Genomic DNA, 22231 nt, shown 5'->3' with positions numbered 1-22231 from the left:
GTAGTGGGCACCGGGGGGTGCCCCGCCACCTTTTGCCGGGCGGGGCTCCCATTTCCCGGCCAGTCGGCGGGTCAGATGCTGCCGACCACCTTGCGCGGGGTGATCCGGACCACCACCCGGACGTCGTCCGGACCATCGAAGGCGTACACCGGCTGGCCCCGGTACTTGAACGACAACTCGTCGATCAGCTCCCGGCCGCCCTCACGCGTCATCCGCCCCTCACCGCGCACCTCGAAGTACTCGTACGGTGAGTCCGCCGGGTTGACCAGCAGCGAGACGCGCGGGTCCTTCAGCAGGTTGAGGTGCTTCCGACGCCCCTCGACGGTCGAGAACAGCACGTCCTCGCCGTCCCGCTTCACCCAGACCACCGAGGACTGCGGGCTGCCGTCCGGCTGGAGCGTGACGATCGTGGCGAAGGACTTGGCGTCGAGCAGCGCCTTCGCCTTGTCGGAGAGTCGTGCGGACATACCCGGGCCCTCTTCTTCAGTCGTCCGATACTGGAGCCCAGGCTAGCCATTTCGGACACGGACCGGCAGCACGCTCCCGGCCGGTCAGCCCGCCGGGTAGCTCCGGTCGGCCCGCCCGGCAGATCCGGTCAGCCCACCTCGTAGACCAGGGCGGTGGCGAGGGCGGCCAGGCCCTCGGCACGGCCGGTCAGGCCCAGGCCGTCGGTGGTCGTCCCGGAGACCGCGACCGGCGCGCCGACGGCGGCGGTGAGCACCGCCTGTGCCTCCGCCCGGCGCTTGCCGACCTTGGGGCGCACCCCGATCACCTGAACGGAGACGTTTCCGATCTCGAAACCCGCCTCTCGGACGATCCTGGCGGCCTCCGACAGGAGCGTCACGCCGGAGGCGCCCGACCACTCGGGCCGGTCGGTGCCGAAGTGCGCGCCCAGATCGCCGACGCCCGCCGCCGAGAACAGCGCGTCGCAGGCCGCGTGCGCGACCACGTCCGCGTCCGAGTGCCCGGCCAGGCCGTACTCGGCGTCCGGCCAGTGCAGCCCGGCGACCCAGAGCGGGCGCCCGGCCTCGAAAGCGTGCACGTCGGTGCCGATGCCGACCCGGGGGATCAGCGGGAGGGCGGGCCGGTCAGCGCGAGTGCCAGCGGGGGTGTCGGCGGGGGTGTCAGAAGCCATCGGAGGCCCTCCTGCGGGCGAGTACGGCCTCGGCGAGCACGAGGTCGATCGGACGGGTCACCTTGAAGGCCTCTTCGTGGCCGGGCACGACCACGACCTGGCCGCCGAAGTGCTCGACCAGCCCCGCGTCGTCGGTGACCGGCGGCATCGTGCCCCCGGCCTCCTCCGCGAGCGCCTTCTCGTGTACCTCGCTCAGCGTCGTGTGCCGGAAGCCCTGCGGCGTCTGCACCGCGCGCAGCGTGGCCCGGTCGGGCGTGTCGAGCACCGGCTCCGGGCCGCCGCCGGTCTGCGGCCGCACCCGCTTCACGGTGTCGGCCAGCGGGACCCCGGGCACCACCGCGTCGGCCCCGGCCCGGACGGCCGCCGCCACGGCGTCCACCACGTCGACGGGTACCAGCGGCCGCGCGGCGTCGTGCACCAGCACGACCTCCACCTCGGCCGGCACCGCGGCCAGCCCGAGCCGCACCGACTCCTGCCGGGTCGCACCGCCCGCCACCACCCGGATGTCCTTGCCGTCGAGCCCGTGGCTGTCGAGCAGCGCGACGACCTCCGCCACGCCGTCCGCCGGGGCCGCGACGACCACCAGGCCGACGGCCCGGCTGCGCGCCAGCGCCCGGACGGCGTGCACCAGTAGCGGCACTCCGCCGAGTTCGCGCAGGGCCTTCGGGGCGCCCGGCCCCAGCCGCTCACCCCGCCCTGCGGCCGGGACGACGGCTGCTGCGACTACTCCTGTGGCGTTCAGGTTTCGCTCCTTCGGCGAAGTGGGTATGGCCATGGCGTGCGCCTACGGGTGCACGGCACGGGCCCCTTCCAAACACAAGCCCGTGGGCCTTCGCAAGCTCCGTGCTCCGTGGCACGGGCCGTCGCGTCGGCGTACTGCCACTCGGGGACGGGACTGCGTCCGGGTATGCCAAAGCGCCCGGTATGACGACCCGCCACCTGCTCACTCTCGTGACCATGGTGACGTATCGGCATCGGGCGCCGTGGCATGCGGGACCGCTGGGTGCGGCGACGCATCAACGAATCAGCGGCTTCAGGAAGCCAGCACCTCGTCGAGCAGCGTCTCCGCCTTGTCCTCGTTGGTGTTCTCGGCCAACGCGAGCTCGCTCACCAGGATCTGGCGAGCCTTCGCGAGCATCCGCTTCTCGCCGGCCGAGAGGCCGCGCTCGCGCTCGCGGCGCCAGAGGTCACGTACGACCTCGGCGACCTTGATGACATCACCCGAAGCGAGCTTCTCCAGGTTCGCCTTGTAGCGGCGGGACCAGTTGGTCGGCTCCTCGGTGTACGGTGCACGAAGCACCTCGAAGACCCGGTCCAGACCCTCCTGCCCGACTACGTCGCGCACGCCGACGAATTCGGCGTTCTCAGCGGGCACGCGCAGTGTCAAGTCTCCCTGCTGCACCTTCAGCACCAGGTAGGTCTTGTCCACACCCTTGATCTGGCGAATTTCGATGGCCTCGATCAGCGCAGCCCCGTGATGGGGGTAGACCACCGTGTCGCCAACCTTGAACGTCATGTGACAGGACCCCTTCCGTGGCTTTCCAGAATAACACGCTTTTCGGCGCGCCCGAAGGGCGTTTTCGCAGGTCAGGGCGGGTCTCGGGGCTTGACAAGCACCCCCATGACGTGCTGGGAGCGGCCTTCGGCGAAGGCTTCCCGCAGGTGGGAGGTGGTACGGGCACCTGACGAAACCTCTGGCAAGACTGTCGAAACCATGATTTGATCTTGAGTTTTTGCTCCATGTCCCGACGGGATCCGATCAGTCCCGCGACGCGACACGGGGCCACCCCGTGAGAACCGGATATGTGCGGTCGGTAACCTGAGCCGTGACTACCCGACACGTGATCCAAGGAGAAGCCGCCGCCGTGAGCCGCAGCCTTCGACGCGGCGCCATCGCCGCCCTCGTCCTCGCCGCGATCGTCCCCCTGTCGGCCTGCGCCGCCGGGAACACCCCCGACACTCTGCAGGTCAAGCCCGACAACGCCGCCACCTCGATCGGGAACGACCTCAAGCTCAACAACATCGTGGTGGTGACCAAGGCCGACGCGGTCGCCGACCAGCCCGGCCCGGCCAACGTCACGGTGAACATCAGCAACGCCGGCAGCGCGCCCGAGACGCTGCAGTCGATCTCCGTCGGCGAGGGTGCCGCGGCGAGCTTCACCGACGCCAAGGGCGCCGCGGTGACCGAGATCGTCATCCCGGCCGGCGGCTCGGTGCTGCTGGGTGGCGCGGGCCAGCCGGCCGCGCACTTCAGCTCGGCCGCCGTGAAGGTCGGCGGCTTCGCGCCGACCACCTTCAGCTTCACCAAGTCCGGCAAGGTCACCGCCGCCGCCCAGGTCACCCCGGCCCGGGGCCAGTACGAGGCCTTCGGCCCGGCCTCGACCGCCCTGCCGTCGGCCGCCGCCTCGGCCTCGGCCTCCGCCCCCGCGTCGGCACCTGCGACCGCACCCGCCACCGCCCCGGCGACGGCACCCGCGACCGCACCGGCCAGCGCACCCGCCACGGGCGCGGCCAGCCCGAGCGCTCACTGACGCTGCTCCGACGCCGAAGGGCCCCCACCGGATCTCCGGCGGGGGCCCTTCGGCCGCATACAGATATGCGTGCAGCTATGCGTACGGCTGCGGTTTACGGCTCGAACTTGTAGCCGAGGCCACGGACCGTGACGAGGTAGCGCGGGGCACCCGGGTCGGGCTCGATCTTCGCCCGCAGGCGCTTCACGTGGACGTCCAGGGTCTTGGTGTCACCGACGTAGTCGGCGCCCCAGACCCGGTCGATCAGCTGCATCCGGGTGAGCACCCGGCCCGCGTTGCGGAGCAGCATCTCCAGCAGGTCGAACTCCTTCAGCGGCAGGTCGACCTTGGCGCCGTCCACCGTCACCACGTGCCGGTCGACGTCCATCCGGACGGGGCCGGCCTCCAGCGCACCGGGGCCGCCGCCGTTCTCGCCCGCGCCGCCGTCCTCACCGCGGCGGCGCAGCACCGCGCGGATGCGGGCGACGAGCTCGCGGGTGGAGTAGGGCTTGGTGACGTAGTCGTCCGCCCCTATCTCCAGGCCGACGACCTTGTCGATCTCGCTGTCCTTGGCCGTCACCATGATGACCGGGACGTTGGAGCGGACGCGCAGCTGCCGGCAGACCTCCGTCCCGGGCAGGCCCGGGAGCATCAGGTCCAGCAGCACCAGGTCGGCGCCGTTGCGTTCGAACTGCTCCAGGGCGTCGGGGCCGGTGGCGGCGATGGCCACCTCGAAACCCTCCTTGCGAAGCATGTACGACAGGGCGTCGCTGAACGACTCCTCGTCCTCGACCACCAGTACTCGGGTCACGGTCTAGCCTCCGGGGCAGGAAGGTGGGTTGTTGCTGTGGCGTGGGTGTCAGGGGTGGACTGCTCCGGCGCCGGGGCCTGCCCGGCGGGGAGCCGTACGGTGAAGGTCGAGCCCTGGCCTTCGACGCTCCAGACCGACACGGTGCCGCCGTGCGAGGCAGCCACGTGCTTGACGATCGAGAGGCCCAGACCAGTTCCCCCGGTGGCGCGCGAGCGGGCCGGGTCGACGCGGTAGAAGCGTTCGAAGACGCGCTCGCGGTCCTTCTCCGAGATGCCGATGCCCTGGTCGGTCACCGAGATCTCGATCAGCTCGCCGTCGGCCTCGCCGAGTGCGGCGGCGCTGGAGATCCGGCGGGTGGCGATGGCCACCCGAGTCCGGGGCGGGCTGTAGTTGACGGCGTTCTCGACGAGGTTGCCGAGGGCCGCGGCCAGCTGGCCGCGGTTGCCGTGCAGGTAGAGGCCGCCGATGCCGCCCGCAGCGATCAGGATCTGCTTGGCGGCGGCGGGCTGACGGCAGCGGTCGATCGCCTCGGCGATCAGCTCGTCCACGGGGACGGGCTCCGGGTCCATCAGCAGTTGGTCGTCCTGGACTCGGGAGAGGTCGATGATCTCCTGGACGAGGCTGGCCAGCCGGGTCGCCTCGATCTGCATCCGGCCGGCGAAGCGCTGCACGGCCTCCGGGTCGTCGGAGGCGTCGGCGACGGCCTCGGAGAGCAGGGAGAGCGCGCCGACCGGCGTCTTGAGCTCGTGGCTGACGTTGGCGACGAAGTCGCGGCGGACGGCCTCGACCCGGCGGCGCTCGGTGAGGTCCTCGACCAGCACCAGCACCAGGCGGGAGCCGAGCGGCGCGACCCGGACGGAGACCGCGAGCGGTTCGGCGGCGCGGGCCGCCCCCGGGCGGGGCACCTCCAGCTCGACCTGGCGGATCTCGCCGTCGCGGCGGGTGGCGCGGGCCAGCGAGAGCATCTGCTCGACCGCCATCGCCCCGCCCCGGACCAGGCCCATCGCGTACGCGGCGGAGCTGGCCTTCACCACCTCGTCGGCCTCGCCCAGCACGATCGCGCAGGAGCGGAGCACCGAGAGCACGGTGTCGACACCGGGCGGCAGCGGCGGCTCCTGGCCGGGCGCCGCACTGGCGCCCGGCCGGCTGCCACTGCCGGTACTGCTGTTCTTACCGCCGGTGCCACTGCGGGCCTGCTCGCGCTCGCTCCATCGGAAGGCGATGGCGGCCGTGAGACCGACGCCGAGCCCGGCTATGGCGCAGGCAGCGGCGGCGGCCACATTCACGTCCATACGGTCAGCGTAAGCGCACTGCGGCCGCGTGCCCCCAGGGTGTGATCAAGGGTGCGGCCGCGCGTTGCCGAGAATTCACCTTCAGGTTCCCGTTGGTTCACTGCTGGGGTCGTGCGTAGTCGCCCGGACGGCCCAGTCTGGGTTTCAGCAGCCCGCGTGGGCACGGTCGCGCGTACGATTCGCGCCACCTGCAGCGGCCGTCTCGTCAGACTCCCGGCAGTTGTCCCGGCAGTCGTACGAGATGACCGGTCGGCACCGCCACCGACAGAGCTACTGAGGAAGAGAGAGCAAGCATGCGCGACGTGTACCACGAGGAACTGGACTCGATCAGCGACGGCCTCGTCGAGATGGCCCGCCTGGTCGGTTCGGCCATGGGCCGCGCCACCACCGCGCTGCTCGACGCCGACCTCGCCCTGGCGGAGAGCGTCATCGCCGCCGACGTCAAGGTCAACGCCCTGCACCACGAGCTGGAGAACCGGGCCATCGACCTGCTGGCCCGCCAGCAGCCCGTCGCCACCGACCTGCGGATCGTCGTCACCTCGCTGAGGATGAGCGCCGACCTGGAGCGCTGCGGCGACCTCGCCCGGCACGTCGCCAAGGTCGCCCGGCTGCGCTTCCCCGAGACGGCGGTGCCGAACGACCTGCACCCGATCGTCCTGGAGATGGGCCAGCTCGCCCAGCGCCTGGTCGCCAAGGCCGGCGCCGTCATCACCACCAAGGACGTCGACGCCGCCCTGGAGCTGGAGCGGGACGACGACGAGATCGACGCCCTGCACCGCGAGCTCTTCTCGCACCTGCTGGACGACCGCTGGCAGCACGGCATCGAGACCGCCGTCGACGTCACCCTCGTCGGCCGTTACTACGAGCGCTTCGCCGACCACGCCGTCTCGGTCGCCAAGCGCGTCGTCTTCCTGGTGACGGGCGAGCACGCGGGCGACTTCATCGCCGCCAACGAGGCCGCTGCGGCGGAGTAGCTGCCGCTGAGTGGGCCCAGGTGCTGTCCCCTGGGCCCACTGCCGGGAGGGGCGCACGGAGTGCAGGGCCCCCGCATCCACGCGCCCGTTGACGCCTCGTCACCGGCGGGATTCACTCGTGAGGTGGGCACCGACGTGTGCCTGGACCGAGGAGGTACCGCCATGAACACCAGCCCGGCCACACCACCCGCGAGCATCGTCGAGCCGATTGCCCCGCGTCTCCTGCCCGTCCTCGCCGCCGGCTGCGGCTGCGGACCGGGCTGCGGCTGCGGCTGCCAGGCGGGCGCCCCGTGCCAGTGCGGCGGCGTCACCGGAGGCTGCTGCGGCGGGCACTGACCCGTCCCCCGCTCCCGCCTGCTCGGCCGGATGCCGCACCGGGCATCCGGCCGAGCCGGTTCAGGGAGCTGCCGTCCGTCAGGAGATCCGCCGGAACATCCGTCAGAACGTGACGTCGGCGCAGGAGTAGAAGGCGTTGCCGGTGTCGGCGATGTCCCAGACCGCGAGCACGATCTGGTGTCCGGTGCGGCCGGTCGGCAGGGTCGCCGTGTGGCTCAGCGTCATCGGCGGCTGCGCGCCCTTGTAGGGCACGGTGAGGAACGGCGTGAGGTCGAGGCTCGCCCTGGTCAGCGGCGTACGGGCGTCGTAGCCGGGCTTGGTGAGGAAGTAGCGGAACTGCGTGGTCGAGTGCCGGGCGGTGAAGTTCCAGGTGAAGGTCAGCTTCTGACCGCCAGTCACCTTGGTCGCCGGCCAGCCGCCGCCGCGCGGGTCGTCCAGCTGTGCGAACCGGGCGATGCCGCCCGAGCAGAGCGTGCCGTCGGAGGGGCCGAGGGCCGGGAAGCCCTTCGGGCCCTCGACGCTCTGCGGCTCCCACTGGATGTCTCCGCAGTCGGTGACCGTGCCGGCGGCGCAGAGCGCGGAGCGGCTCGGCGGGGTCGAGATGTACCCGTGCGACTGGGCCGGGGTGACGGTCGCGAGGGTGGCGGCAGCTGCCGCCACCAGGGCCGTCAGGGCATGGCGCTTACGCATGTGGTGCTCCTCCTGTGTTCGCTCCCGGCAGGCTCGGCCGCGGGAGTTGTGGGGGGTGAACGGAGTGCACGGTGAGTGCACGGAGGTGCAGGGAGGGACTGACGTGCCCGCGCCAGTACCGGCTCATACGCTAGGAGCACCGCCCCCGGCCGTCAATGGTCTGAACCACTGGCCGCCATCGACCAAGTCAGCTCGGAGCCAAGGCCCTTGGCACGACAGAGCCCCGCCCCCGAACGGATCGGGGACGGGGCCTGGGGAGCCGAGGGCCTACTTCTCGCCCTACTTCTTGCCCTGGTTCTTCACGGCCTCGATGGCGGCCGCGGCGGCGTCCGCGTCGAGGTAGCGGCCGCCCTTCGCGACCGGCTTGAAGTCGGCGTCGAGCTCGTAGACGAGCGGGATGCCGGTCGGGATGTTGAGGCCCGCGATGTCCTCGTCGGAGATGCCGTCGAGGTGCTTGACCAGCGCGCGCAGGCTGTTGCCGTGGGCGGTGACCAGGACGGTCTTGCCGGCGGCCAGATCCGGGACGATCGAGTCGTACCAGTACGGGAGCATCCGGTCGACGACGTCCTTGAGGCACTCCGTCGCCGGGCGCAGCTCGCTCGGGATGTCCGCGTAGCGGGCGTCGCCGGCCTGCGAGTACTCGTTGTCGTCGGCCAGCACCGGCGGCGGGGTGTCGTACGAACGACGCCAGAGCTGGAACTGCTCCTCGCCGAACTCGGCCAGGGTCTGGGCCTTGTCCTTGCCCTGGAGCGCACCGTAGTGGCGCTCGTTCAGGCGCCAGCTGCGGCTGACCGGAATCCAGTGCCGGTCGGCCTTGTCGAGGGCGATCTGGGAGGTGCGGATCGCGCGGCGCAGCAGGGAGGTGTGCACCACGTCCGGGAAGTAGCCCTCGGCGGCGAGCAGCTCGCCGCCGCGTGCGGCCTCCTTCTCACCCTTCTCGTTGAGGTCGACGTCGACCCAGCCGGTGAAGAGGTTCTTCTGGTTCCACTGGCTCTCGCCGTGACGGAGCAGGATCAGTCGGTAGGTCGTGTCAGCCATGGCGCCAGCTTAATGGAGGCGAATATCCGCTGGCCGGGCCCATGGCCCCCAGGTAATGTGCGCCTGTTCGACCTGCCACTTACCTGCCATCTGCTGTCCCGCTGAGCGGCCCCCACAGTCCCGTTCTGCGGACTCCTGCCGCCCCCGGGAGCTCCACATGCCCGTGCTCGAACCATCCGCCCCAGGCCCGGCCGGACGCCTGCGCACCGCGTTCGCGACGGCCGTCGGAGGTCTGCCCCGCGCGTTCTGGTGGCTCTGGTTCTCGACGCTCGTGAACCGCCTCGGCGGCTTCGTGGTCACCTTCCTCGCCCTCTACCTGACCACCGTCCGGGGCTACTCCGCCTCGTACGCGGGCCTGGTCGCCGGGCTCTTCGGCCTCGGCTCGTCGATCGCGGCCGTCGGCGCCGGGGTGCTCACCGACCGGATCGGGCGGCGGCCGACGCTGCTCGCCGCCCAGCTCGCCACCGCCGTCTTCACCGCCGTGCTGGGCTTCACCGACGGTCCGGTCGCCATCGCGGCCGTCGCCTTCCTGGTCGGCCTGGCCAACAACGCCTCCCGGCCCGCCATGTCGGCGGCCATCGCCGACATCGTCCCGCCCGAGCACCGGGTGCGGGCGTACGCGCTCAACTACTGGGCGATCAACATCGGCTTCGGCATCTCGGCGGCCGTGGCCGGGCTGATCGCCACCCACGGCTACCTGCTGCTCTTCCTGCTGGACGCGCTGACCACGCTGCTCTGCGCCCTGGTGATCTTCACGAAGATGCCGGAGACCCGCCCGGACGCGACAGTCGCCGACCTCCCCGAAGCCTCGCCCGCGACACCGCAGATCGGCCTGGGCACCGTCTTCCGGGACGGCCGGTTCATGGCGCTCGTCGGGCTCAACCTGCTGCTCGCACTGGTCATCCAGCAGGGCTCCACCACGCTGGCCGTCGACATGGGCCGGGCGGGCCTGTCGACCACCCAGTTCGGGCTGGTCGCGAGCCTGAACGGCGTGCTGATCGTGCTGCTCCAGCTGCCGCTCACCCGCGCCATGGAGGGCCGCAGCCGCGCCTCGCTGCTGTTCGTCAGCGCCCTGCTGATCGGCTGGGGCTTCGGTCTCACCGCGTACGCCGGCACCTCGATGGCGTTCTTCGCGCTCACCGTGGCCGTGTGGACGATCGGCGAGATCGTCCAGATGCCGACCCTGATGGCCCTGGTCGCCGAGCTCTCCCCTGCCCAGGCCCGAGGCCGCTACCAGGGCGTCTACTCGCTGTCCTGGTCGCTCGCCGCATTCGTCGGCCCGCCGGCCGGCGGTCTGCTGCTCCAGTACGCGGGTGCGGCGGTCTGGGGTGCCTGCGCCCTGTGCGGGACGGCCGCCGCCGTGGGGTTCGTCCTGCTCGGCCGTCGTCCGGCCGCTGCCACCGCAGTCCTGCAGCCGGACGGGCTCCCCGAGGGGGAACTGGCCGACCGGTGAGGTGCCCCTGGGCGCTCAGTCGGCCTGCGGAGTCCTGGGCCCGGCGAGGTGGGCGAAGGCCTCCAGGTTGCGGGTGGATTCGCCGCGCTTGGTCCGCCACTCCCACTCCCGCCGGATCGCCGAGGCGAAGCCGAGTTCGAGCAGGGTGTTGAAGGGTTCGTCCGCGTTCTCCAGCACCGCCCCGAGCAGCCGGTCGACCGACTCCGCCGTCAGCGCCTCCAGCGGCAGCCGCCCGGCCAGGTAGACGTCACCGAGCGCGTCGACGGCGTACGCGACCCCGAACAGCCGGGTGTTGCGCTCCAGCAGCCAGCGGTAGACGGCCTCGTGGTTCTCGTCCGGCCGACGCACCACGAAGGCGTTCACCGACAGCGTGTGATCCCCCACCCGCAGCGCACAGGTGGTCGACAGCTTCCGCGTCCCCGGCAGCGTCGCCACCAGGGTGTACGCGTCCGTCACCGCCGGCTCCCACGCCACCCCGGCCTCGTCGAGCGCCGCACCGAGCCGCGCGAGGGCGTCGTCCTTCGTACCAGTAGCCATGCGGCAGACGTTACTTCACCCGCCCGCGCCAGGGGCTTCCCCGCTCGGCGTGGGCCTGGTGCCGCGCCCTAGCGGAGCCGCCGGGCCCGGCCGGCCGGGCGGTGGAGCGCACCGGCGTACACGTCGGCCGTGGCGGCAGCCGCCGTGCCCCAGCCGAACGCCGCCGCGTGGCGGGCCGCCGCCGCACCCTGGCGGGCGACGAGCGCGGCGTCGGTGGCGTACGGAGCGAGCGCCCGCGCCCAGTCCTGCGGGTCGTGGCCCCGGACGAGCGTGCCGGTGACGCCGTCCCGGACGGCGACCGGCAGGCCGCCGACGGCCGCCGCGACCACGGGGGTGCCGCAGGCCTGCGCCTCCAGCGCGACCAGGCCGAAGGATTCGCTGTACGAGGGCATGACGAGGGCCGTCGCGGCCCGGTACCACTCGGCGAGCTGCGCCTGCCCGACCGGCGGGTGGAAACGGACGACGTCGGAGATGCCCAGCTGCGCGGAGAGCTTGTGCAGGCTCTCCGGCTTCGCCAGGCCGGTGCCGGACGGGCCGCCGACCACCGGCACGATCAGCCGCTCGCGCAGGCCGGGCTCCCGCTCCAGCAGCACCGCGACGGCCTTGAGCAGCACGTCCGGCGCCTTCAGGGGCTGTATTCGCCCGGCGAAGAGCAGCACCGCGGCGTCCTGCGGCAGGCCGAGCCGGGCCCGCGCCTCCTGCTGGCTGCTACTGCCGCTGCTGGAGCCCGGCCGGAAGACGTCGAGGTTGACGCCCGGGTGGACGACGGCGAGCTGGTCCGGGCGGGCGGCGTAGTGGTGCGAGAGCTCGCCGGCCTCCTCGGCGGTGTTCGCGATCAGCCGGTCGGCGGCCTCGACCACCTGGGTCTCGCCGATCACGCGGGCGGCCGGCTCGGGGGTGTCCCCGGCGGCCAGCGCGGCGTTCTTGACCTTCGCCATGGTGTGCATGGTGTGCACCAGCGGCACCCCCCAGCGCTCGGCCGCCAGCCAGCCGACCTGGCCGGACAGCCAGTAGTGCGAGTGCACGAGGTCGTAGTAACCGGGGCGGTGCCCCGCCTCGGTGCGCAGCACGCCATGGGTGAAGGCGCAGAGCTGGGCGGGCAGCTCCTCCTTGACCAGGCCCTCGTACGGCCCGGCGGTGACGTGCCGGACGAGCACGCCGGGGGCGAGCTCGACCGTCGGCGCGTCGTCCGAGCTGGCGGCGCGGGTGAAGACCTCGACCTCGATGTTCAGCTCGGCGAGCCGCTTGGCCAGCTCGACGATGTAGACGTTCATCCCACCGGCATCGCCCGTCCCGGGCTGGTGCAGCGGGGAGGTGTGGACACTCAGCATGGCTATCCGCCGGGGCCGCCGGGCCCGGCTGCCGACCAACGCCTGGAGCCGCCCCCGAGTCGGCGGGAGCGTGATCTGGGCACGGCGAGCCGTCCGTGCGGGGTGCTGCGTCACCTGGCTGAAGCCTCCTCTTGCTCCCCGGGCTGCGGGCTTTCCTGCCTCGTGCTGCGTACGTCGTGCTGCCTGCGTCGTGCCGTGCACTGCCACGTTCGGAGGACGGTGGTCCGTGGGCGGACATTCGTCCAGTGTGCCAACCACCAGCCGGTCGGCCGGTATTCCCGCCTCCCGCACGGGATCACCGAGGAGCGCCCCGCACCGGCTGCGCCGCCCCGCGTAGGCTGCGCTGCATGGCCGCCAAGTTCGATCCCGCCCCAGCTCGGGGCCGCTCCACCCGCCCGGTCGGGACGGTCACCCGGGGCACCACCAACACCAACCGGCTCCGGCGGATGGACCGCTGGATCGCCCACACCCTCGGGCGCGCCCTGCGTACGGCCGAGCAGCCGCCGGTCGCCGTCGACCTCGGCTACGGCGCCGCACCCTGGACGGCAGTCGAGCTGTCGACCCGCCTGCGCACCGTCCGGGCGGACGTACGGGTGGTGGGCATCGAGATCGAGCCCGCCCGCGTGGCGGCCGCCCTCCCGTACGCCGACCCGCCACTGCTGACCTTCCGGCGCGGCGGCTTCGAGGTGCCGCTGGACGGCGCTGCGCCCCTGCTGATCCGGGCCGCGAACGTGCTCCGGCAGTACGAGGAGTCGGCGGTCGCCGGGGTCTGGGCGGGGTTGTGCGGACGGCTGGCGCCCGGCGGGCTGCTGGTCGAGGGCACCTGCGACGAGATCGGGCAACGACACGTCTGGGTCGCCCTCGGACCGGAGGGGCCTCGGACAGTGACCTTCGCCGCCCGCCTCGGCGGCCTCGGTCAGCCCTCCGACCTGGCGGAACGGCTGCCGAAGGCGCTCATCCACCACAACGTGCCGGGGCGTCCGGTGCACCGCTTCCTGACCGACTTCGACCGGGCCTGGGCCGCTGCCGCGCCGTACGGGGCGTTCGGCGCCCGGCAGCGCTGGGCGGCGGCCTGCGCCGCGCTGGCCGGGAGCTGGCCCGTGGTCGACGCGCGAGGGCGTTGGCGGCAGGGCGAGGTCACGGTGCCGTGGAGTGCGCTTGCTCCATGAGCTGTGAACTGTGACCCCAGCCAGGTTCACTCGAACGAGCTATCGAATAAGGCTGGCGCGTTGACGCCCCGTCACGCCACCATGGAGGTGGTCGCACGAGCTGCCAGGCGCCTCCTGAGACGCAGTCAGCTCCTCTGCCCCAGCGCGCTCCGCACCTGCTCGAACGTCTCGTACGCCGCTCTGCCGAACAGCACGAACCTGACCTCTTCCAGCTCCCCCGGCGCCTCCTCCAGCACCTCGGCCACGGCCGTGAGGGCGATTCGCGCCGCGTCCTCCACCGGCCATTGGTAGACCCCGGTCGAGATCGCCGGGAAGGCCACCGTCCGCGCTCCGAGCTCGACCGCCAACCGCAGCGACTCCCGATGACAGGAGGCCAGCAGTCCGGCTCGCTCCTCGTAGTCCTCCGCCCGGTGGACGGGCCCCACGGTGTGCACCACCCAGCGAGCCGGGAGACGCCCGGCCGTCGTCGCCACCGCGCGGCCGACGGGCAGGCCCTTGCCGTAGTGCGAGGCACGCAGCTCCCGGCAGGCCGCCAGGATCTCGGGGCCGCCCTTGCGATGGATCGCGCCGTCGACCCCACCGCCGCCCAGCAGTGACGTGTTGGCGGCATTCACCACCACGTCCACCTGCTGTTCCGTGATGTCACCCTCGACCAACGTGATCTGCGTCACCGACTCGTTCTCCTCTCGACCACGGCGCGGCCACGCCCTGTCGGGGCGCCCCGCCCGTCCACCCGCCCCACCGTCAGCGTGGCACTAGCCACATCGTCGGCGTCGGCCTGAGAATTCCCCGGAGATCACGTTATGGTCGCGAGAAGCTCCCCGACACACGGTGCCAGGCGGGCACTACGGGCGGACCCCAGCCGTTGCCCAGTCTGGAATAGGGAGGAACAACCCATGCCCGCAACGGGTGACGGGCGGGCCCAGGGCGCCGCGTCCCGGACGGGCGCCGCAGCCGCCGTACTGACCGGCGCCACTCTCGGCTCCGCCGCCAACCCCACCGATCGCCCGGCCGAGCGCGCCGGCAAGCGTGCGTCCGACCAACGGGCCGACCGCCCCGCCGTCCACGGCACCCGGCACGCCGCCGACCGCGCCCACGCACCGGAGCACGCGGTCCGGCACCGGTCGGAGCTGTCGACCACCCCGCCGACCCAGGCCTCCCCGACGTCGCCGATGTCCGCGACGTCACCGCCCGCCATCGCAGGGCCCGCTGTCGAGAGCGACGCGCGGCCCATACCGCGCCCGAGGGTCACCACCCCCGCCCACTCGGCCCTCGCGCCGAACGCGCCCTTCCGGCTGCTCGTCATCGAGGACGACGCCTCCGACGCCGCCCTGATCGAGCAACTCGTCACGGCCAGCGGCGCGCCGATCGAGCTGCACTGGGCACGTGGCATCGACCAGGCCGCCGTACGGCTCTCACCCGCGCCCGCACCCGTCCGGCGCGGCCGTCCGCGCGGCACCGACTTCAACTGCGTGCTCCTGGACCTCGCCGCCCCGGCCGACCTTCCGCACCCCTCCGACGACTCCGACGGCCTGGAGGGCCTGCGGGAGCTGCTCCAGCGCGCCCCGCACACGGCGGTCGTGGTCCTCACCGACGCCGCCGGGGCCGAGCTCGGCGCCGCCGCCGTCGCCGCCGGGGCACAGGACTTCCTGGTCAAGCACGAGACGGACGGCCCCCTGCTGGCCCGAGCCCTGCGGTACGCGGTCGAGCGCAAGCGGGCCGACGAGTCGCAGCGCCGCCTGGTCGAGGCCGAGCTGCGCGGCCAGGAGAACGCGCGCCTCCAGCGCCACCTGCTCCCCACGCCGCTGCTGGACGGCGCCGGGCTCGCCTTCACCCGCCGCTACCGCCCCGGCCGCCGCCGGGCCCTGCTGGGCGGAGACTTCTACGACGCCGTCCGCACCGACGACGGCGTCGTGCACGTCGTCATCGGCGACGTCTGCGGCCACGGCCCGGACGAGGCCGCACTCGGCGTCGCCCTGCGGATAGCGTGGCGCACCCTGGTCTTCGCCGGTCTCACCGGCGAGACCCTGCTGTCGACGCTCCAGCACGTCCTGGAGCACGAGCGCCGCAGCGACGAGATCTTCGCGACGCTCTGCATGCTGGTCCTCCACCCGGTGCCCGAGGCTGCCTCCACGCACGCCGAGACCCCGCACGCCCCGGTGGAGTACGCCGACCTCTACCTCGCCGGGCACCCGGCCCCGCTACTGCTCCGCCCCGACGGGCGACCCGGCCTGCTGCCCGCCGAGCAGGCGGGCCCGGCCCTCGGTCTGCTCGCCTGCGACGACGGTCTGGCGGTCTGGCCCGCCCAGAAGCTGGAGCTGCACCCCGGCTGGAGCCTGCTGCTCTACACCGACGGCCTGGTCGAGGGGCGGGTCGGTGCCGGTTCACGCCGCCTCGGGCAGGACGGCCTGGTCGAGCTGATCGGCGACCACCAGTCCTCCGGCCTGACCAGGGGCCGCCTGGTCGACAGCGCCATCGCCGAGGTCGAGGAGCTGAACGGCGGCGCGCTGACGGACGACGTCGCCGTCCTGCTGCTGGAGCGGAACCCGGCCCCGCTCATCATGGGCTGACCCACGCACGCAGGAACGGCCGGAGCAGTCTGCTCCGGCCGTTCCGTGTCACCAGGGTCGGTGTCACCAGGGTCCGTACGGGCCCATGTTCCGCTTGTTCCCGCCGCCGCCCTGGCCCCTGGTCAGCTCACGGACGGCAGGGCGGACGTCCACCATGTAGACGATCGCGGCCACCAGGCCGACCAGCCCCAGCATGCCGAGGACACTGGCCCCGAACAGCAGGTCGACGCCCAGCGCCAGGCCGAGGACGACCAGCCAGAACTGCTTCGTCTTCTTGTCCGCCGCCCGGAAGGCGTCCTCGCGCCGCGTCAGCGCGTCTCCGAAGGCGAACAGCTTGAAGCACACCATCGCCGTGGACAGCCACCAGAACGGGTCCAGGAAGTTGACGTGCAGAATCTGGAACACTGTGCTCTCCTCACCGCGGCTTCGGCAACACCCTTGCCATCGTGGCACGGTCGGCCTCCACCTCAGTGGACAACGTACCGATCCGGGCGGAGGTGCCCGGCCTACTTCTCCGCAGCCGGCTTGCGCGCGCGGGAGGCCCGCTTCGGCGCTGCCGGGGCCGCGACGGCCTCGACGTCCGCAGCCTCGACCTCGACGACCTCGACGTCGACGACCTCGATCTCCACGGCTTCGTCGGCCGCCTCCGCAGCCTCGCCCTGGGCCGGCTTCTCACCCTCGACGACGGCCTTGCCGCGAACGGCCAGCTCGTCGTAGACCTCCATCGCCTTCACCGCGAACTCGGCGGCCCGGCCGACCTGCTGGAGCGCGAAGGTCTGGGCCTTCTCCTGCAGCACCTTGAGGTCGGTCGGCATGTTGGTGACGGTCTCCGTCACCTTCGCCTGTGCCCCGACCAGCAGCGTCTGAGCCTCCTGGAGGCGGGCGGCGGCCTTCTCCTGCGTCCCCTTGCGGTCGGCGGCGAGCGCCTCGACCCGGCCCGGCACCTCACGCAGCTTCTCGTACGCGAGGTCACCCGCGCCCGCGAGGGCGTACAGCGGGGTCGGGTCGCTGAGGGTCTTCTTGATCTCGTCGGTGATCGGCATGACCGGTCCTCCCTGTCCGCCGACAGCACCGCACGGGTCTGCCGGGCATCGCTTGGAACGTGCCCGCCGGAGGCGGCGGAGCACGGGGTGCCTGCTCAGCCGGAGGCGGTGAGCGGCGGGTCCGCCACCGGCGGCTGCGCCTTGTTCTCCTTGAGAAAGGCGTCGTAGACCGCGAGCAGCGCCTGCTTCTGCTGTTCGTTGATCAGCGGATCGGCCAGGATCGCGGCCCGGAGTTCGAGCCCCTCCCCCTGCCGCTCCTCCAGGATCCCGGCCTGCACGTAGAGCGTCTCGGCCGAGATCCGCAGCGCCTTGGCGATCTGCTGCAGGATCTCCGCGCTCGGCTTGCGCAGCCCCCGCTCGATCTGGCTGAGGTAGGGGTTGGAGACCCCGGCAGCGTCGGCCAGCTGCCGCAGCGTGAACTGCGCGTTCCGCCGCTGCTCGCGGATGTACTCGCCCAGCGAGCCGACGTTCAGTGAGGCCATGCCGTCAGTCTGCCCCGCTCTGCTTGCAAATGCAAGCAAGCTGCTAGCAACTGCTCGCACAGCCCGCCGGCGCTGGGCCGGGCGCGGACCTAGTCGTGGAGCTGCCGGGTGAGCGCCCGGTAGGAGGGTTCGAGCAGGGCCGCGAGGTCGCGGCCGCCGATCCGGATGCCCGACGGACCGAGTTCGGCGATCGCGGGCACCGGGGCGCCGGCGGAAGCTGCTTCGGGCTCTGCGGGGAGCGTGAAGTCGCCGTCCCAGAACGAGCTGAGGCCGTTGGGGTTATCGGTCATCGGAATCGGCTTCCTCTGAGAGGGTGACGAGCTCGCGGAGTGCCGAGGCGGAGAGGTCGGTGAGCCAGCGCTCGCCGTCGCCGACGGCCGCCTCGGCGAGGGCCCGCTTGGACTCCACCAGGGCGGCGATCCGCTCCTCGACCGTCCCGACGCAGACCAGCCGCCGCACCTGGACGTCCCGGCGCTGGCCGATCCGGAAGGCGCGGTCGGTGGCCTGGTCCTCGACGGCCGGGTTCCACCAGCGGTCGAGGTGGATGACCTGGTTGGCGGCGGTGAGGTTGAGGCCGGTGCCGCCCGCCTTGAGCGAGATCAGGAAGACCCTCGGCCCGCCGGGAGCCTGGAAGCGCTCGACGAGCTCCTCGCGGCGGCGCTTCGGCACGCCGCCGTGCAGGTAGAGCACCTCCTCGCCGAGGCGCTCCGTCAGATGTGGCTGGAGCAGTCGGCCGAACTCCGCGTACTGGGTGAAGACCAGCGCCCGGTCACCCTCCGCGAGCGCCTCGCCCAGGATCTCCTCCAACCGGGTGACCTTGCCGGATCGCTCGGCCAACTTCGATTGGTCGTGCAGGAGTTGGGCCGGGTGGTTGCAGACCTGCTTGAGCTTGCCGATGGCGGCCAGCACCGTGCCCTTGCGCTCGACGCCCCGGATGCCCTGGACGCGGTGCAGCAGGTCGGCCACCACCGCCTGGTAGAGCCCGGCCTGTTCGGTGGTGAGGTTGCACCACACGGTGATCTCCTGCTTGGCGGGCAGGTCGACGGCGATCGCCGGGTCGGTCTTCAATCGGCGGAGGATGAACGGCGCGGTGACCCGCTGGAGTTGGGCAGCAACGGCGGCGTTCCCACCCTGCTCGACGGGGACGGCGAACCGCTCCTTGAACGACTCGGCCGAGCCGAGCAACCCTGGGTTGGCGAAATCCAGGATCGCGTGGAGCTCGGCGAGCCGGTTCTCGACGGGCGTGCCGGTCAGCGCCAGCCGGTGCTCCGCCGGGAGGGCCCGGATCGCCCGGGACTGGGCGGTGGCGGTGTTCTTGATGTACTGCGCCTCGTCGGCGACGACCCGCCGCCAGCTCACCCGCCGCAGCTCCGCCACATCCCGCTGGACGAGCCCGTACGTGGTGATCAGCAGGTCCACCCCGTCGGACGGCGGCCCTGCCCGGCCCGTGCCGTGGTGGACGTGGACGCGCAGCGACGGCGCGAACTTCGCCGCCTCCCGCTGCCAGTTGCCGACCAGCGACATCGGGCAGACGAGCAGGTTCGGCCCGCCGGTGCCCGCGTGCTGTTCGGCCGCGAGCAGGGCGAGGGTCTGGACGGTCTTTCCGAGCCCCATGTCGTCGGCGAGCACCGCCCCGAGGCCGAGCTGGGTGAGCGAGTGCAGCCAGGCCAACCCCCGTTCCTGATAGGGGCGGAGAGTGGCCCCGAAGTCGGGTGGCAACGCCGGCGCGGGCGTACGTTCGGCGGTGCGCCCCGCCAGCAGGTCACCGAGCGGCCCTGCCGCGCTGACGCCCGTCACGGGCAGCCCGGCGACCTGGGCGTCGGGGGTGAGGGCCAGCCGCAGCACGTCCGGGGCGGGCATGACGCCACTGCCCTGCCCCTGGAGGAAGGCCAACGCGGCGGAGATCTGCGCTGCGTCGACTTCCACCCAGTGCCCTCGCAGCCGTACGAGCCCGCGCTGGGCCGCGCCGAGTGCTTCCAACTCGGCTGCGGAGAGCTTGAGTTCACCGATGGCGGCCTGCCAGTGGAAGGCGACGACGGCGTCCCGGTCGACCTGACTGATCCGTTCGACAGAGCCGGGTGCGGCGGTGCGGGCGGTCGCGAGGGCGAGGCCCAGCCGTGGGCGGCGCTGCCACCAGGCGGGCAGCAGCACGCTGAAGCCCGCCTCGGCGAGGGCGGGGGCGGCGTGCCGGAGGAAGTCGAGTGCCCCCTCGCGGTCCAGGTCGAGGCCGGTGGGGCGCGAACTGCGCAGTGCGGCGGCCAGTTCGGGGCGGCGGAGCACCGCGCGGGCGAGCTCGGCGGCATAAACCTCGGCGGGGTCGTCCGTGGCGCAGCTCAGTGCGGTGAGGGCCGGCCCGCCCGCCCAGAGGTCGGCGGCGGGCAGCAGCAGGGAGGGCTGGTCGACCGCCTGGAGCAGGAAGTCGAGGCGCCAGGCCTCCTCGGAGGGCACGCCGTCGGGGTCGTCGTCGGCCGGGCCGAGCGGTTCGACGAGGCGGAAGCAGAGCCGGAGCGGGCTGTCCGGGTCGGGCGCTCCGGCGTACCAGGCGGCGAGCCGTTCGCCGAGTTCGGCGTAGCCGTCGCAGGCCGGGAGCCGCCCGTCGGCCCGGTGAAGAGCGGCGAGCCAGCGGCCGACAGCGGCGGAGGAGGAGGAGGCCGCCGGTGATGGCAGGCCGTCGAGGGCGGTGCGGGCTTCGCGGTCGACGAGGGCGTCGAGCAGTTCGTTCACCAGGGCGGCGGCGGTCCGCGGTGGCACACCGTGTTCGGCTCGGCAGACGGGCGGGCAGCCGTCGGCCAGGGCGGCGCTCTCGCGGCGGGCGGCTGCGTCGGGGGCGGGCTGCCAGTGGGCGTACGCCGTGCCGTCGCGTTCGCGCAGGACGGGCAGGACGCGGCCGCGCCCGACGAGCCGCCAGGCGAGGTCGTGGACGGCGGTCAGCCAGCGCAGCGAGGCGCCGTAGGCGATCTCGACGGGGCCGCTGCCGGGGAGCTCTGCGGTGGCCACCGCCCAGTGCGGGTCGAAGAGTTCGCCGAGCAGTTGGGCCGCTTCGGTCGGCGGGAAGAGCAGGACGGGCACCCGCCAGGCGGTGAGTCCGACGCCCTGGCCGACGGCGCCGACGGGCAGCTGCGGGGAGGGGGTGGGCGCGTTGCCGAGGGTGGGCAGCCGGAGGGTGGCCCACCGCTCGGGGGCCTGTTCGGCGAGCCAGCCGAGACCGGGGCCGAGGGCGCCGAGCAGGCGCGTCACCGCCTCGGCCGGGCAGGCGTAGGGGTGGGCGGCGGCCCGGCGTTCGCCCGGCGTGGTCCGCGCGCGGGGGGAGTTGAAGGCGTGTGCGTCCTCGGCCCAGAGGGCGAGGCGGCCGTCCGCCTGCCAGAGGGCGTGCAGGGCGTACATGGGGAGCCTCCCGAGGCGTGAGGCCGACTCGGTGCCGACTCGATTCACCCTAGCCGGAGGGCCGAATTAGGACCTTTTCTGTCCTGTATCGCCAATAACGTCAGTCCTGCCGAAGCGGAGAAGTTCGACGGAAGAGGTGTTCTGAATGGTGACTCTGGTCCGCCCCGAGAATGACGAGCGCGATGCCCTGCTGGCCTTCCTGGACGCCGCGCGCGGGGCCATGCACCGAGTGGTGCACGGGCTCTCGGAGGAGCAGGCGGCGTCGCACCCCAGCGCGAGCGGTCTCTCCCTGGCCGGGCTGGTGAAGCATGTGGCGCGGGTGGAGAGGTTCTGGATCGACGGCGTCCTGCTGGGGAACGGCGCCCTGCCGGACGGCGCCGGCTGGGCGGACGAGCACCGCCTGCTGCCCGGCGAGTCACTGGCGGGCTGGCTCGCGGAGTACGAGGTGATCGCGGCGGAGACCGAGAAGACCGTCCGGGGCCTGCCGAGCCTCGAGGTGGACGCGCCGCTGCCGGACCAGCCATGGTTCCCGCCGAACAGCCGGCGCTCGGCGCGCTGGATCCTCAACCACCTGATCGCCGAGGTGTCCCGGCACGCCGGGCACGCGGACATCATCCGGGAGACCTTGGATGGCCGGACGGCCTTCGAGCTGATCGCCGCCGTCGAGCAGGAGGCCGTCCAGCAGTAGCCGGGGGAGGCGGGTGGCGGCGATCCGACAGGGTCATGGTTGAACTTTGAATCAAATGCGCCTATGGTGGAGTCATCAAGTTGAAGCCTAAACAAACGGCTTCGGACCCCAGGAGGAGCCATGGGCATTTTCAACCGGACCAAGACCGCCGCCACCACCCTCGCGGCCACTCCCACCACCCCGGCGGCCGTCGCCGTCGCAGGCCCGGGTCTGGGCCACCTGACCGGCGACTACACGATCGACACCACCCACAGCCAGGTCGGCTTCGCCGTGCGCCACGCGATGGTGACCAACGTGCGCGGCAGCTTCGCCGAGTACGACGGCAAGCTCCGCCTGGACGGCGACACTCCGGCCAACTCCTCGGCCGAGCTGGTCATCAAGGTCGCCAGCATCGACACCAACCAGGCCCAGCGCGACGAGCACCTGCGCACCGGCGACTTCTTCGCCGCCGAGACCTACCCCGAGATGGTCTTCCGCAGCACCGCCGCCGAGCGGCGCAGCGGCGACTCCTACCGGATGACCGGCGATCTCACGATCAAGGACACCACCCGTCAGGTCGTCCTCGACCTCGACTTCACCGGCCACGCCACCGACGCGTACGGGGTCGACCGGGTCGGCTTCGAGGGCAGCGCGACGATCGACCGCACCGCCTGGGGCCTGACGTACAACGCCGCCCTGGAGACCGGTGGTGTGCTGATCGGCGAGAAGGTCAAGCTCAGCTTCGACATCTCCGCCGTGAAGGCCGCCTGACCCGGCCCCCGACAACCAGCCCGACACCCGTTCTGGCA

24 protein-coding genes are annotated in these 22231 nt (G+C 72.5%); 8 read left to right on the top strand and 16 right to left on the bottom strand.

All coding sequences use genetic code 11. From position 1 onward, the window contains the following. Positions 1 to 71: 71 nt before the first annotated feature. The 4 genes from ACR68M_RS19630 to ACR68M_RS19615 form a co-directional block, all read right to left on the bottom strand. Positions 72 to 467 (bottom strand): PPOX class F420-dependent oxidoreductase, encoded by a 396-nt coding sequence (locus ACR68M_RS19630; RefSeq protein WP_441245411.1) that lies wholly within the window; start codon positions 465 to 467, stop codon positions 72 to 74. A 128-nt stretch (positions 468 to 595) separates the two neighbouring features. Then, on the bottom strand, positions 596 to 1135 hold the full coding sequence (gene ispF, locus ACR68M_RS19625) for a 2-C-methyl-D-erythritol 2,4-cyclodiphosphate synthase (RefSeq protein WP_441245410.1): 540 nt from the start codon (positions 1133 to 1135) through the stop codon (positions 596 to 598). Next, entirely contained in the window at positions 1125 to 1910 is a 786-nt protein-coding gene (gene ispD, locus ACR68M_RS19620) for a 2-C-methyl-D-erythritol 4-phosphate cytidylyltransferase (protein ID WP_441245409.1), read from the bottom strand. The genes ispF and ispD overlap by 11 nt, the downstream gene beginning before the upstream one ends. A 258-nt stretch (positions 1911 to 2168) precedes the next feature. Next, entirely contained in the window at positions 2169 to 2651 is a 483-nt protein-coding gene (locus tag ACR68M_RS19615; protein ID WP_030244332.1) for a CarD family transcriptional regulator, read from the bottom strand. A gap of 349 nt (positions 2652 to 3000) precedes the next feature. Between ACR68M_RS19615 and ACR68M_RS19610 the strand changes: the two genes are divergently transcribed. Then, complete coding sequence (locus tag ACR68M_RS19610; RefSeq protein WP_441245408.1) at positions 3001 to 3666, top strand: DUF461 domain-containing protein; 666 nt, start codon at positions 3001 to 3003, stop codon at positions 3664 to 3666. 94 nt (positions 3667 to 3760) lie between these two features. Here ACR68M_RS19610 and ACR68M_RS19605 read toward each other — a convergent pair whose 3' ends face one another. Further along, positions 3761 to 4456, bottom strand: a complete 696-nt coding sequence (locus ACR68M_RS19605) for a response regulator (protein ID WP_441245407.1) — start codon at positions 4454 to 4456, stop codon at positions 3761 to 3763. Next, entirely contained in the window at positions 4453 to 5748 is a 1296-nt protein-coding gene (locus ACR68M_RS19600; protein ID WP_441245406.1) for a sensor histidine kinase, read from the bottom strand. Before ACR68M_RS19600 ends, ACR68M_RS19605 begins: the two co-directional genes overlap by 4 nt. 293 nt (positions 5749 to 6041) lie before the next feature. Here ACR68M_RS19600 and phoU point away from each other — a divergent pair, with 293 nt between their 5' ends. Together phoU and ACR68M_RS19590 are read left to right on the top strand one after the other, a co-directional pair. Then, positions 6042 to 6722 carry a phosphate signaling complex protein PhoU gene (phoU, locus tag ACR68M_RS19595; protein WP_441245405.1) on the top strand — a complete coding sequence of 227 codons (681 nt, stop codon included), beginning with the start codon at positions 6042 to 6044 and terminating at the stop codon, positions 6720 to 6722. A 162-nt stretch (positions 6723 to 6884) separates the two neighbouring features. Next, positions 6885 to 7058, top strand: coding sequence for a hypothetical protein (locus ACR68M_RS19590; protein WP_441245404.1), 174 nt, complete (start codon positions 6885 to 6887; stop codon positions 7056 to 7058). A 102-nt stretch (positions 7059 to 7160) separates the two neighbouring features. Here the strand turns inward: ACR68M_RS19590 and ACR68M_RS19585 are convergent, their stop codons facing one another. Continuing rightward, on the bottom strand, positions 7161 to 7748 hold the full coding sequence (locus ACR68M_RS19585; RefSeq protein WP_441245403.1) for a lytic polysaccharide monooxygenase auxiliary activity family 9 protein: 588 nt from the start codon (positions 7746 to 7748) through the stop codon (positions 7161 to 7163). A 279-nt stretch (positions 7749 to 8027) separates the two neighbouring features. Next, entirely contained in the window at positions 8028 to 8786 is a 759-nt protein-coding gene (locus tag ACR68M_RS19580; RefSeq protein WP_441245402.1) for a phosphoglyceromutase, read from the bottom strand. Between the two features lie 157 nt (positions 8787 to 8943). Here ACR68M_RS19580 and ACR68M_RS19575 point away from each other — a divergent pair, with 157 nt between their 5' ends. Then, positions 8944 to 10239 (top strand): MDR family MFS transporter, encoded by a 1296-nt coding sequence (locus ACR68M_RS19575; protein WP_441245401.1) that lies wholly within the window; start codon positions 8944 to 8946, stop codon positions 10237 to 10239. 15 nt (positions 10240 to 10254) lie between these two features. On the opposite strand, the gene ACR68M_RS19570 is transcribed toward ACR68M_RS19575, so the two are convergent. Together ACR68M_RS19570 and mshA are read right to left on the bottom strand one after the other, a co-directional pair. Further along, complete coding sequence (locus ACR68M_RS19570) at positions 10255 to 10776, bottom strand: YbjN domain-containing protein (protein WP_441245400.1); 522 nt, start codon at positions 10774 to 10776, stop codon at positions 10255 to 10257. A gap of 68 nt (positions 10777 to 10844) precedes the next feature. Then, complete coding sequence (mshA, locus tag ACR68M_RS19565; protein ID WP_441245399.1) at positions 10845 to 12221, bottom strand: D-inositol-3-phosphate glycosyltransferase; 1377 nt, start codon at positions 12219 to 12221, stop codon at positions 10845 to 10847. A gap of 233 nt (positions 12222 to 12454) precedes the next feature. Between mshA and ACR68M_RS19560 the strand changes: the two genes are divergently transcribed. Then, a complete protein-coding gene (locus ACR68M_RS19560; RefSeq protein ID WP_441245398.1) occupies positions 12455 to 13276 on the top strand; it encodes a class I SAM-dependent methyltransferase in 822 nt (273 codons plus the stop codon). A 125-nt stretch (positions 13277 to 13401) separates the two neighbouring features. Here ACR68M_RS19560 and ACR68M_RS19555 read toward each other — a convergent pair whose 3' ends face one another. Further along, complete coding sequence (locus tag ACR68M_RS19555; RefSeq protein ID WP_441245397.1) at positions 13402 to 13947, bottom strand: O-acetyl-ADP-ribose deacetylase; 546 nt, start codon at positions 13945 to 13947, stop codon at positions 13402 to 13404. A gap of 501 nt (positions 13948 to 14448) precedes the next feature. Between ACR68M_RS19555 and ACR68M_RS19550 the strand changes: the two genes are divergently transcribed. After that, positions 14449 to 15846, top strand: a complete 1398-nt coding sequence (locus ACR68M_RS19550; RefSeq protein ID WP_441251652.1) for a PP2C family protein-serine/threonine phosphatase — start codon at positions 14449 to 14451, stop codon at positions 15844 to 15846. Positions 15847 to 15909: 63 nt separating this feature from the next. On the opposite strand, the gene ACR68M_RS19545 is transcribed toward ACR68M_RS19550, so the two are convergent. From ACR68M_RS19545 to ACR68M_RS19525, 5 genes are all read right to left on the bottom strand, one after another. Beyond that, positions 15910 to 16242: a DUF2516 family protein gene (locus ACR68M_RS19545; protein ID WP_441251651.1), complete on the bottom strand. Its 333-nt coding sequence runs from the start codon at positions 16240 to 16242 to the stop codon at positions 15910 to 15912. 110 nt (positions 16243 to 16352) lie between these two features. Further along, positions 16353 to 16889 carry a hypothetical protein gene (locus ACR68M_RS19540; RefSeq protein ID WP_441245396.1) on the bottom strand — a complete coding sequence of 179 codons (537 nt, stop codon included), beginning with the start codon at positions 16887 to 16889 and terminating at the stop codon, positions 16353 to 16355. A gap of 95 nt (positions 16890 to 16984) precedes the next feature. Next, on the bottom strand, positions 16985 to 17371 hold the full coding sequence (locus tag ACR68M_RS19535) for a helix-turn-helix domain-containing protein (RefSeq protein ID WP_441245395.1): 387 nt from the start codon (positions 17369 to 17371) through the stop codon (positions 16985 to 16987). Positions 17372 to 17460: 89 nt separating this feature from the next. Continuing rightward, positions 17461 to 17661 (bottom strand): hypothetical protein, encoded by a 201-nt coding sequence (locus tag ACR68M_RS19530; protein ID WP_441245394.1) that lies wholly within the window; start codon positions 17659 to 17661, stop codon positions 17461 to 17463. Then, entirely contained in the window at positions 17651 to 20755 is a 3105-nt protein-coding gene (locus ACR68M_RS19525) for an SNF2-related protein (RefSeq protein ID WP_441245393.1), read from the bottom strand. The genes ACR68M_RS19530 and ACR68M_RS19525 overlap by 11 nt, the downstream gene beginning before the upstream one ends. Before the next feature lie 145 nt (positions 20756 to 20900). Between ACR68M_RS19525 and ACR68M_RS19520 the strand changes: the two genes are divergently transcribed. Further along, complete coding sequence (locus ACR68M_RS19520; protein WP_441245392.1) at positions 20901 to 21443, top strand: DinB family protein; 543 nt, start codon at positions 20901 to 20903, stop codon at positions 21441 to 21443. 120 nt (positions 21444 to 21563) lie between these two features. Beyond that, positions 21564 to 22193, top strand: coding sequence for a YceI family protein (locus tag ACR68M_RS19515; RefSeq protein ID WP_441245391.1), 630 nt, complete (start codon positions 21564 to 21566; stop codon positions 22191 to 22193). The last annotated feature ends 38 nt before the right edge of the window (positions 22194 to 22231 follow it).

It is taken from the genome of Kitasatospora sp. McL0602 (genome assembly GCF_052076145.1).
Lineage (GTDB): Bacteria > Actinomycetota > Actinomycetes > Streptomycetales > Streptomycetaceae > Kitasatospora.
This window is presented reverse-complemented; position numbering and strand designations above follow the sequence as displayed.

Excerpts from the sequence above, each read along its gene's own strand:
- ispF (WP_441245410.1), bottom strand. The coding sequence starts at position 1,135 with ATGGCTTCTGACACCCCCGCCGACACCCCCGCTGGCACTCGCGCTGAC.
- ACR68M_RS19570 (WP_441245400.1), bottom strand. The coding sequence starts at position 10,776 with ATGGCTACTGGTACGAAGGACGACGCCCTCGCGCGGCTCGGTGCGGCG.
- phoU (WP_441245405.1), top strand. The coding sequence starts at position 6,042 with ATGCGCGACGTGTACCACGAGGAACTGGACTCGATCAGCGACGGCCTC.
- ACR68M_RS19580 (WP_441245402.1), bottom strand. The coding sequence starts at position 8,786 with ATGGCTGACACGACCTACCGACTGATCCTGCTCCGTCACGGCGAGAGC.
- ACR68M_RS19535 (WP_441245395.1), bottom strand. The coding sequence starts at position 17,371 with ATGGCCTCACTGAACGTCGGCTCGCTGGGCGAGTACATCCGCGAGCAG.
- ACR68M_RS19615 (WP_030244332.1), bottom strand. The coding sequence starts at position 2,651 with ATGACGTTCAAGGTTGGCGACACGGTGGTCTACCCCCATCACGGGGCT.
- ACR68M_RS19540 (WP_441245396.1), bottom strand. The coding sequence starts at position 16,889 with ATGCCGATCACCGACGAGATCAAGAAGACCCTCAGCGACCCGACCCCG.
- ACR68M_RS19520 (WP_441245392.1), top strand. The coding sequence starts at position 20,901 with ATGGTGACTCTGGTCCGCCCCGAGAATGACGAGCGCGATGCCCTGCTG.
- ACR68M_RS19530 (WP_441245394.1), bottom strand. The coding sequence starts at position 17,661 with ATGACCGATAACCCCAACGGCCTCAGCTCGTTCTGGGACGGCGACTTC.
- ACR68M_RS19515 (WP_441245391.1), top strand. The coding sequence starts at position 21,564 with ATGGGCATTTTCAACCGGACCAAGACCGCCGCCACCACCCTCGCGGCC.
- ACR68M_RS19630 (WP_441245411.1), bottom strand. The coding sequence starts at position 467 with ATGTCCGCACGACTCTCCGACAAGGCGAAGGCGCTGCTCGACGCCAAG.
- ACR68M_RS19525 (WP_441245393.1), bottom strand. The coding sequence starts at position 20,755 with ATGTACGCCCTGCACGCCCTCTGGCAGGCGGACGGCCGCCTCGCCCTC.
- ACR68M_RS19600 (WP_441245406.1), bottom strand. The coding sequence starts at position 5,748 with ATGGACGTGAATGTGGCCGCCGCCGCTGCCTGCGCCATAGCCGGGCTC.
- ACR68M_RS19560 (WP_441245398.1), top strand. The coding sequence starts at position 12,455 with ATGGCCGCCAAGTTCGATCCCGCCCCAGCTCGGGGCCGCTCCACCCGC.
- ACR68M_RS19575 (WP_441245401.1), top strand. The coding sequence starts at position 8,944 with ATGCCCGTGCTCGAACCATCCGCCCCAGGCCCGGCCGGACGCCTGCGC.
- ispD (WP_441245409.1), bottom strand. The coding sequence starts at position 1,910 with ATGGCCATACCCACTTCGCCGAAGGAGCGAAACCTGAACGCCACAGGA.
- ACR68M_RS19585 (WP_441245403.1), bottom strand. The coding sequence starts at position 7,748 with ATGCGTAAGCGCCATGCCCTGACGGCCCTGGTGGCGGCAGCTGCCGCC.
- ACR68M_RS19550 (WP_441251652.1), top strand. The coding sequence starts at position 14,449 with ATGTCCGCGACGTCACCGCCCGCCATCGCAGGGCCCGCTGTCGAGAGC.
- ACR68M_RS19590 (WP_441245404.1), top strand. The coding sequence starts at position 6,885 with ATGAACACCAGCCCGGCCACACCACCCGCGAGCATCGTCGAGCCGATT.